At 46.0% G+C, this 9,253-nt stretch carries 8 protein-coding genes; 2 read left to right on the top strand and 6 right to left on the bottom strand.

Features of this window, described 5'->3' with window-relative positions; genetic code table 11:
* Nucleotides 1-245: 245 nt before the first annotated feature.
* Nucleotides 246-2,381 carry an ATP-binding protein gene (locus F1593_RS04280; protein WP_172631849.1) on the top strand — a complete coding sequence of 712 codons (2,136 nt, stop codon included), beginning with the start codon at nucleotides 246-248 and terminating at the stop codon, nucleotides 2,379-2,381.
* On the opposite strand, the gene F1593_RS04275 is transcribed toward F1593_RS04280, so the two are convergent.
* From F1593_RS04275 to F1593_RS04250, 6 genes are all read right to left on the bottom strand, one after another.
* Entirely contained in the window at nucleotides 2,350-2,613 is a 264-nt protein-coding gene (locus F1593_RS04275; protein ID WP_149400312.1) for a phosphopantetheine-binding protein, read from the bottom strand. The two genes, F1593_RS04280 and F1593_RS04275, sit on opposite strands and share 32 nt — an antisense overlap.
* A 77-nt stretch (nucleotides 2,614-2,690) precedes the next feature.
* A complete protein-coding gene (sbnA, locus tag F1593_RS04270) occupies nucleotides 2,691-3,674 on the bottom strand; it encodes a 2,3-diaminopropionate biosynthesis protein SbnA (protein ID WP_149400311.1) in 984 nt (327 codons plus the stop codon).
* 7 nt (nucleotides 3,675-3,681) lie between these two features.
* The gene (locus tag F1593_RS04265; RefSeq protein WP_149400310.1) at nucleotides 3,682-4,473 is read right to left on the bottom strand and encodes a 4'-phosphopantetheinyl transferase family protein; all 792 of its coding nucleotides are present in this window, start codon (nucleotides 4,471-4,473) and stop codon (nucleotides 3,682-3,684) included.
* The gene (locus tag F1593_RS04260) at nucleotides 4,470-5,273 is read right to left on the bottom strand and encodes a thioesterase II family protein (protein ID WP_149400309.1); all 804 of its coding nucleotides are present in this window, start codon (nucleotides 5,271-5,273) and stop codon (nucleotides 4,470-4,472) included. Before F1593_RS04260 ends, F1593_RS04265 begins: the two co-directional genes overlap by 4 nt.
* 245 nt (nucleotides 5,274-5,518) lie before the next feature.
* Nucleotides 5,519-6,589 carry an ornithine cyclodeaminase family protein gene (locus F1593_RS04255; protein ID WP_149400308.1) on the bottom strand — a complete coding sequence of 357 codons (1,071 nt, stop codon included), beginning with the start codon at nucleotides 6,587-6,589 and terminating at the stop codon, nucleotides 5,519-5,521.
* Nucleotides 6,590-6,606: 17 nt separating this feature from the next.
* Nucleotides 6,607-7,239 carry a response regulator transcription factor gene (locus F1593_RS04250; RefSeq protein ID WP_172631848.1) on the bottom strand — a complete coding sequence of 211 codons (633 nt, stop codon included), beginning with the start codon at nucleotides 7,237-7,239 and terminating at the stop codon, nucleotides 6,607-6,609.
* A 448-nt stretch (nucleotides 7,240-7,687) separates the two neighbouring features.
* On the opposite strand from F1593_RS04250, the gene F1593_RS04245 reads away from it, so the two are divergent.
* Entirely contained in the window at nucleotides 7,688-9,049 is a 1,362-nt protein-coding gene (locus F1593_RS04245) for a spinster family MFS transporter (protein ID WP_149400306.1), read from the top strand.
* The last annotated feature ends 204 nt before the right edge of the window (nucleotides 9,050-9,253 follow it).

Below are 9,253 nucleotides of genomic sequence, written 5' to 3'. Positions count from 1 at the left end.
CCATCAATCAAGGGTTCTTAAAAGTGTTCTAGATGTCCACATAGGAAGAGTAGCTAATCTGGACACAGAATACGTTCCCTCTCGTGCGTATTTTTTCTGCGTTGACGAGGGATACAGGGAATGCTGGAGGGGAAGAGGACTATCTTGTGGCATAAAAAATACATCTGAGAGGGCATGACATTGATATACAAGAATAGGTACGCTAGAGAGAGATTTGTCTACCGATGAGAAAGGAGAAAGATGCTATGCGTCTCACACCTTATGTAATGGAGAAAACCGCTATTCACAATGGACTCCATCTTTCATTATTAGGTCCACCAGAAGTAACAAATGCAGGCGAAATCATGCATTTTTCTTCTTCACGCAAAGCCCTGGCATTACTGATTTATCTCGTTGTTGAGGGTCAGGTACAATCAAGGCAAAGACTGGCTGAACTACTCTGGCCCGAAAGCGATGCCATTCATGCAAGGGCAGCATTGCGTATTACGCTATTGGAATTACGTAAAATCTTAGAAGTTATGGAACATCCTCCTTTGTTAATCGACCGCAACACACTGAGTATCAATGTACAGGCTGAAGTAACTTCTGATCTACAGGCTGTCCAGACGTCACTACACATACTCAAAACGCTTGCCAATAATCCGTTGGCGGCAACCGAAGAACTACGTATCCAGCTACTTACCCATCTTCATACGGCAGTCAAACACTATCGAGGAAGCTTCTTAGATAATTTTTCTTTGCGTGACTCAGCAGCCTTCGATGACTGGGTTCGCTATCAACGCGATTACTGGCACCAAAGCATGCATATGGTCTTTGAGCACCTGGCACAGCTCCATGAACGAGCAGGTGAATTAAAGCAGGCTATTGAAATCGTTTCACGCTGGCTCATACTTGATCCTTTCAACGAAGACGCCTGCCAGCAATTAATGAGTTTACAGGCCGCAACAGGAAATCGCATTGCGGCACTGCAAACGTTCGATCACTATCGCTTGCTCCTCATCGACGAGATCGGAGCCGAACCCTCATCAGCCACGATTGCACTTAAAGAACGCATACGTACATCCGCCCCGGCTGAGCAGCCAGCGAAAAAAGTACCACAGATCCGGGCCTTCTCGCGGCTGCTTCCCCCCTTTGTGGGACGTGCGCCGGAATACAACACTCTTGTTGAAAGTTTCAATCGCGCCCGAAGCGGCATGCCCCAGGTAATCACCCTGGAAGGGGTCGCGGGATCTGGGAAGACCCGCCTGGTCACCGAATTTTTGCAGTGGTGTTCAGTACAGGACACCGTTATTCTACAAGGTAGTGCTTTTGAGGGGAGTGCTCTCCTTCCTTTTCAACCGCTTATCGATGCGCTCCGGCTACGTGTAGAGCAGGAGAACGCCCCCGATGATCTCCTGGCCGATGTCTGGCTGGCTGAACTCAGCCGACTTTTACCAGAGCTACGTGAAAGATATCCCGACCTGGTATTACCGTATAATGAAGATGCCATAATCCGCACCCAGATCTTTGAAGCGGTCGCCCGTCTATGCAATGCATTGGCTCAAAATCGCGTATTGATTCTTTTCCTGGATGATCTGCACTGGGCACATCATAATCTCCTGGGCGGTATATACTATCTCATTCAGCGATGGCAGCAATCCTGTAGCCCGATTCTGGTGATCCTCTCATTTCGACCAGATCAAGAAAATCCTCCCGCGCCTTCATTGACAGATTGGAACAAAAAGCTGCGACGTTTGATGCCATCCGTCGTGCACTTTCCCCTATCCCCCTTTGAGCCCTCCGACATATTGTATCTACTCCAATCGCTGACTGCGAACATTCATGCCAAGACGTTAATTCCTTTTATGACCCAATTCTCCACAAACGCTGATCTACTCACTATTTTAGCCGGACAACTCTATGAACTAACAAACGGACATATTTTCTATACCATTGAGACCATCAACTGCCTGATCGAGAATAAAGCTTTCTCGTCCTTACAAAATGTCCAGCACACCCATGAGAGAATGAAAGAACTATTGCGAAACATGCTACCAAACAGTATTCAGGAACACATACTACTCTCATTCAAACAAGTAACATCAGCAGCACAAGCCTTCTGCATAGCAATAACGATCCTGGGGCCAGATGCAACCTTTGACCAGCTCTGCCGTACAGCCAACCTCACAGAAAACGAAGCGCTCTCCGCCTTAGATGAATTGCAGTGCATTGGCTTCCTGAGAAAAAGCGCCAGGCAGGATGAACAACCCTATCGCTATCTGTTTACGTATAGCAAGACCAGCGACATACTTAAAACCACAGTAAGCCAGGCGCGCTATCAGATGATGGTACGGCGAGCTAAATCGACGACTAATGTACCACTGGCAAAGGTATTTCCATAATCATTTGTGTAATGGTCTGTAAGTTTTGGAACACCGCTGGCACCATCTTTTCAGGGGGGACATCCAGGCCATACGTTACATGGATAAAAGCCACGAGCTGAGCAATCTCCAGCGAATTAATAAAGCCCCAATCTAATAGCGGTGTATATTCATCCAAATCCTCATCGATATCATCGAGAACACGACCAGTAAAGTAATCTTTGACCTGTCTGAGTACCAGTGCTCTATCCATGTTATACCCCTACTTTCTTGGTGATTAGGAGCTGCTGATCAGTTTGTCCATGGCGCTTATCAGCAGCCAGGGAAGCACTAAATAAGCGCAACCTCTAATTTCGAGGACTGAACTTTTTGGTAGACCTGCTCAAGCCACTGATCGTTGTAAACAAGATCCAGATAGCGCTCGCCGCGATCCGGCAGAACAGTCATCACGCGATACATAGGAGGGAAAGTGGGAAGGAGCTTATAGAGGGCCGCAATCACAGCGCCAGAAGAGCCGCCCGCAAAAATCCCTTCGTGAGCCAGCAGGGTACGACAACCCATTGCAGCCTCATAGTCATTGACATGGACAACCTCATCAATCTCATCGCGACAGAGGAGTTCCGGCACACGACTCGAACCGATACCAGGAATCTCACGTGGACCAGAATTCTGGCCAAAGATAATGGAGCCAACCGCATCAACCGCAATCACACAAATGTTGGGAAAAGCTTTGCGCAGACGGCGAGCGATCCCAAGAATTGTACCGGTTGTGCTGACAGCGATCATCACACAATCGACCGGAGCATCCAACTCTGCCACCATCTCTTCGCCAGTACCATAATAATGAGCCTGCCAGTTCAACTGGTTCGCATACTGGTTGATCCAATAGCCATCAGGAGTCGTTTGCAGTAACTGCTTAACGCGAGCAATACGAGTTTTTAAGTAGCCCCCTTGATCATCTTTCGTCTGAACCATATCGATATTTGCGCCCATTAAACGCAGAATTTTCAAGTTCGTGGGAGAAATCTTAGGGTCCACCACACAGGTCAAATTCAGACCATAGGAACGAGCAACCATCGACAACGCAATGCCCAGATTGCCTGAGGTGCTCTCAATAATATGAGTAGAGTTTGTAATCGTCTTATCGCGTAATCCTTGCTCGATAATGAAACGAGCTGGACGATCCTTGATACTTCCTCCGGGATTCAAAAACTCTAACTTGGCGATTACGCTCAAATCGGGCGATGGAAACAATCGATCAAGATAAACCATGGGTGTTGTACCCACACACTGAGTAATTGAGGAATAAATCATAGATATATTATTCTCCTTCTGCTTGCCACTGCCATGCTTGAATCGGAAGCGCTTCTTTTGATGGATTACATTCCACAACAAGTGCAGCCTTATATTGCCTCTCATAGGGAGAAGGCAGAGAAATAGCATGTAATTTCCAGCGCTGGATCTCCTCAGGTTTTCCCTGTACTGCCAGCAGTTCAGCATCGTCTCCCGGGAGGAGAGAAACATCAAACTGATCCAGGGGCTGCGATAAGCCATTCCCAAGGGCTTTAACATACGCCTCTTTCCGTGTCCAACAGCAGAAAAAGGCCTCTATACGGACATCCTCAGTTGTAAGAGAACGCAACGCTTTGCGTTCAGAGAGAGAGAAAAAGCTATCCGCAATCTGGTCAGCATCAGCGAGATAGCGTATATATTCGACATCCACCCCCAATTCACGGTTGAGAGCAATGGCATACAAGGCGATGCCATTGGAATGTGAAACGTTAAAATGAAGAATGTCATTACCCCGCAACTGTAAAAGCGCAGGTTTGCCATGCGCCCCATAACAAAATTGCAGGTGCTGTGGCTCAAGACTAATATAACGTCCAAGCACATTTCGCAATACTGCGCGACCAACAATAAAGTGCTGGCGATCCCGCTCAAAATAGAAACGCTTAGCGCGAGCACGCTCCTCAGTCGAAAGGGTCTGATAAAGTTGCTCGACCACAGATTTGGGCTGCTCAAGTGGCGCATACCAGAGATGAATCACATTCTCTGCTAATTGCAGGAAAGCAGGAGGCGAGCGCCAGAGATCCTGAGAAAGAGAAGGAATCATGATGCAATTCCCCGCTCAATCCCACAACTCTGACAGGTTGTATTCTGGTGTAGAAGCCTCTGGGCAATAAATTTGGTGAGATGCCGTCGATGTTGGTGCAGAAAAAAATGATCACCATGGAAAAGGCGTCGACAAAAGTGGGCAGATGTTTGTTCATGCCAGGCGCCAAGTGCATCACGTGGTACATCTTCATCCTGTAAACCCCCAAAGGCAACAATAGGACATGTGAGTTGCGCCTGCATCTTATAGGAGTAGGTCTCGCAGAGCTCAAAATCCGCACGTAAAAGAGGCAGGAATAATTCCAATAGTTCAGAGCTCTGTAGCAACTCCTCTGGTGTCCCATTCAGTTTGCGTACCTCACGAATAAAATCAGGTGTCGGCAACGTATGTAAGATTTTACGTTCGCGCGGTACATGCGGGGCACGATGACCGGAAACAAAAAGACACGCTGGCTCCCAGGAGTATTCATTGCGGATAGCCCGGGTAAGCTCAAAACTAATTAAAGAGCCCATGCTATGACCAAAGAACGCAAACGGAACATCCAGGTATGGCTTGATAATAGGTAGCAAAGTTTCCACCACCTGATTAAGATTCGTAAAGGGACGCTCTACAAAACGGTTTTCCCGTCCAGGGAGTTGCAAGGCACAGAGTTCAATCTGTGTAGGAAGCTCCTCTGCCCAGCGGTTATAGATAGAAGCACCTCCTCCCGCATATGGCAAACAGAACAGGCGAACACGTGTATCGTGCCGCGGTTGTTGCGAAAAAAAGAGCCACGATTTATTATTCGGCTGAGATGACATAGAGCCCGCCTTTCATTACTACAGGTCATTTGTTCTGACCCACAAAAACTGCTCATGTTCCGCAGGCATCTATCCTTGACCAAGGATGAGATCATATATCGTTGCTCTCATGATAGCGGACGTGACGTTAGATGAAGCGTTAGCGGAAGTGTTAGACCGGGAAAAAGAAAAAAACCTTTTGCGGCAAGGCAAAAAGGTTTAAAAAAGGAAAAGCAATAGATGCAACGGGCAAAAGGTCGAGAAAGCTAATAATCCAGATGTGTGCCAAGACCCAATGCCTGTGCACGCTGATAGATATGAGATGCCAGGCCAATATCTTCGATAGACAACCCAAAGGGATTCACCAGAATAATATCTTCAGCTCGTTCACGTCCTTTACGCGTCCCAAGCACAAGATCACCTATCTGGGCATCTATTTTGCGCTGTCCCGCTTCAATGATAGTTTCAGCATCATCAGGAGCGATAATCTGGCCCGCACGATACATGCGTCCAATCAGACGGCGAGGATCATTCTTCACCAGTGTCCAATCATCAACGATAACTTTGTCCGCCCGAAACACCACTTCGGGCAACACATCATCTAATGAAACATTGATCAGGATTGTTCCAGGATTGAGCCAATTGTACTGAATATAGCCTGTGGTGGTGGTTGTGGCTGGCACAACTAATTCTGCTTGCTCAACTGCTTGCTGTGCGCTCTCCGCGAAAGACATTTGAACATTATATTGCTGCAAAAGAGGAAGAAGATTCTCATAACAAGCCTGCATACGTTCAAGAACAAAATCAAACATCAAGACGCGACGGAGCCGTGCTAGACGCTGAATGAAGAGCGCAATATGAGCCTCAGCCAGCACACCAGCGCCGATTACAGCCAACGTCGTAATCTCCTTTGGGCCCTGACAGAGCTCTACAGACAGAGCAGAAACGCTGGCCGTACGCAAACTAGAAATGTATGCCGCCTCCATAATACATTGAATGCGAGCAGTCAGCGTATCAAACAACAGTGTGACGCCACTGGCGCGAGGAAGATTACGCTGAGGATTGCCTGGATTACTATTAATAATCTTCGTACCAGCAATATCCAGATCACCGCCAAGATAGCTCGGCATATTTAAGCTACGTAAACTCTCCTGTTTCTGATTTTGCCAACCCAGATAAGCCTCATCCGGCAAAAGCGTTTCGTGAGACGCATGCAAGCCAAAAACCTGGCGCATCACCTCGACACTATCTACAGACTGACTGGCCTTCACTACATCCACACGGCTCAGGTACAGAAATGACGAATGTTGAGATACATTTATGCTCGAAGCATCCATAATTATCTATTCTCCTGCTATTCTTTTAACATCAAATCATCAAAAAGTGAAAGAATCCCCATGTAGTAAGCAGCAAGCAAGGCATCGCGCTCATTATGGACGCCCAGGCGCTCATAGATATGCTGCCGATGCTTATTCACAGTAGCCGGAGCAATACACAATGCTGCAGCAATTTTCTCCTGCCCATAGCCGCGGAACATCAGCTTCAACACCTCCAGTTCTCTTTTAGTCAATGGCTCATAAACTTGATAATCTATATGCTGGCATTGACTATGAAGAAACGTAGATTGCTCCAATGTATAGAGCATCCAGCTACAAGACTGAGCAAGCAATTGTGCAATGACCAGTGAAAGCGCAGGCTGTTCCGTATTAAATGGATCAACAGAGATATGTAAAGATCCATACACCGCCTGACCAAACTGAACCGGTAAAGTCATAGCAACTTGATCAACATCATTTGGCAGTTTTGCATCGCGCTCCTTCTCCTTCTTCAAAGAAAGTTGTGCACGATTCTTCGTGACATAGCGCACCTCCTGGCAGAGCCGCGTTACAGCGCCTTTCATCTGATAGCACAAAATTTGACCTAACGAGAGAATATGCATCACGGTATGGATATCATCAATAGATGTATTGAGAACATCAGAAGTCATATTCATCTCATTGTGAGTGGAAAGGGTGGGCATAAAATTCCCTGCTGTTGATCTTATATGCATCTACTCCTCCATGGTGTCATTTTTTTCAAAAGTTTCAAAAGTATCATCTCTATTGATATACATTATTCTCAATTGTTTGTCAAGTATAATTGGTATTTAAAGTTTCAAAAGTATCAAGTTTATCTCTAAGAGAAAGAGGGTCAGAATACGTTCAAAAAAATTGACAGTGGCTATGTTCATATGCTATTTTGTCTGTATCTGCATAAATGGTTAGTAAAAGAAATAAATGCTATTGAATATTTATTTTTGTCAATGTGTCATCTTTATTCCTCCTTAGACCTGCTTCCTTTTGTGATTAACCAATCCTCACATCAGCTCATGTAAGACGTGTTTTAAAAGGGGCGCTCCATTCCTACCTCTTTTTGGTTATAGCAAAGGAAGCCGCATGGAACAGACACTTCAAACATCAAAGATGGTGACAGAAAAAGCATCACCACTCTCACGACGTGTTACCTGGTATATTTTTGGAGTCATGTTTAGCATTAATTTACTTAATTACCTGGATCGTTATATTTTTTCCAGTATAGCCAACACGGTTGCGAAAGAACTTCATTTTGGTTTAGATGGTATTGGTTTCATTGCGTCAGCTTTTCTGATCGTCTATACCGTTTTCACCTTGCCACTGGGTTTTTTAGCAGACAACCTCTCCAAAAAGCGTATGATTGCTTTTTGTACTATACTATGGAGTATAAGTACCGTTTTCTCCGCCTTAGCAAACAATTTTCTGTCATTATTTTGTACGCGTATGCTGCTTGGGATAGGAGAAGCAGGCTACTATCCGGCTGGAACAGCATTACTGAGTCAGCATTTTCCATCCTCTCAATGGGGAAAAGTTTTAAGCTGGTGGAACGTAGGAACCACAGTCGGGTTGATGACTGGTTTCATTTTAGGTGGCATGATAGTCAGTACATTTCCACATGGATGGCGCCTTGCCTTTTTGTTCAGTAGTATCCCTGGTCTATTACTAGGATTTCTTGTCTGGAAGTTCCCCACAAAAGATACTGAAACCCAGAAAGTGAGTCTCAATCGCCAGCTTCTTAAGCAAGCAAGCATTGAGACAATAAAGCGCATCCACCAGTTGCTCCATATTCGCAGTTTTGTCATGTTGACAGCAATGCAGGTCTTCGCATTCTTCTTCCTCGGTGTGACCGTGACCTTCATGCCAACGTATCTGCAACAAAAGGATGCCTTTCATCTTGACGCAGGCACAGCTGGTCTCTACGCTGGTTTAATGGTGGTCGTAGCAGGGGTTGCAGGAACAGTACTCGGGGGTATTCTAGCCGATAGTTGGCAAAAACGTTTTGCAGGAGCCCATATTCTCATCTGTGGTGCTGGCTTCCTGCTGGGTGCATTGTTTTTTGCTATCGCCATGTTGAGCAGTAGTTTTCTTCTTTTTAGCATTTTCCTCTTTCTGACACTCTTTTGCGTCAACCTCTACAATGGTCCCGCAGCGGCAGCAACACAGCAGATTGTCTCCCCGGCTATGCGCTCTTCAGCACTCGCCCTTTCATTAGTACTTGCACACTTTTTCGGAGATGCATTTGCACCATCGATCATAGGAATCGTGACCAAATATATTGACCCCACCCACGGCCAACATTTCATACTTAATAGCGCCGGCCAGGATTTACGTCTGAGCTTGCTAGCCTTCTGTCCCATTGCCTTATTCATTGCTGGCTCTCTTGGGATATGGGGAACTCGCTTTGCCGCCGTGGACCAGGAGAACGTGGCTTTACCAGCAAACTAAAACTTCAAGCTAAACAGTAAATCATAAATAGCAAAAAGAAGGGATTCGCACTGAATCTCTTCTTTTTGCTATTCTGGCGCAAGAACGCCTTCAAATCATTAAGAATGTGTCGGACTTCCATGCTCTCCACGGTCTCTGTGCATAATTTTTCGCACCTACGGTGCTCAAACATTTTTTAATGTGTGGTGGAGAAAAAGTTCTTCG

Source organism: Dictyobacter arantiisoli, from assembly GCF_008326305.1.
Taxonomy (GTDB): Bacteria; Chloroflexota; Ktedonobacteria; order Ktedonobacterales; family Ktedonobacteraceae; genus Dictyobacter; species Dictyobacter arantiisoli.
The sequence above is the reverse complement of the archived record's forward strand: the minus strand, read 5'-3'. Positions and strand labels throughout refer to the sequence as shown.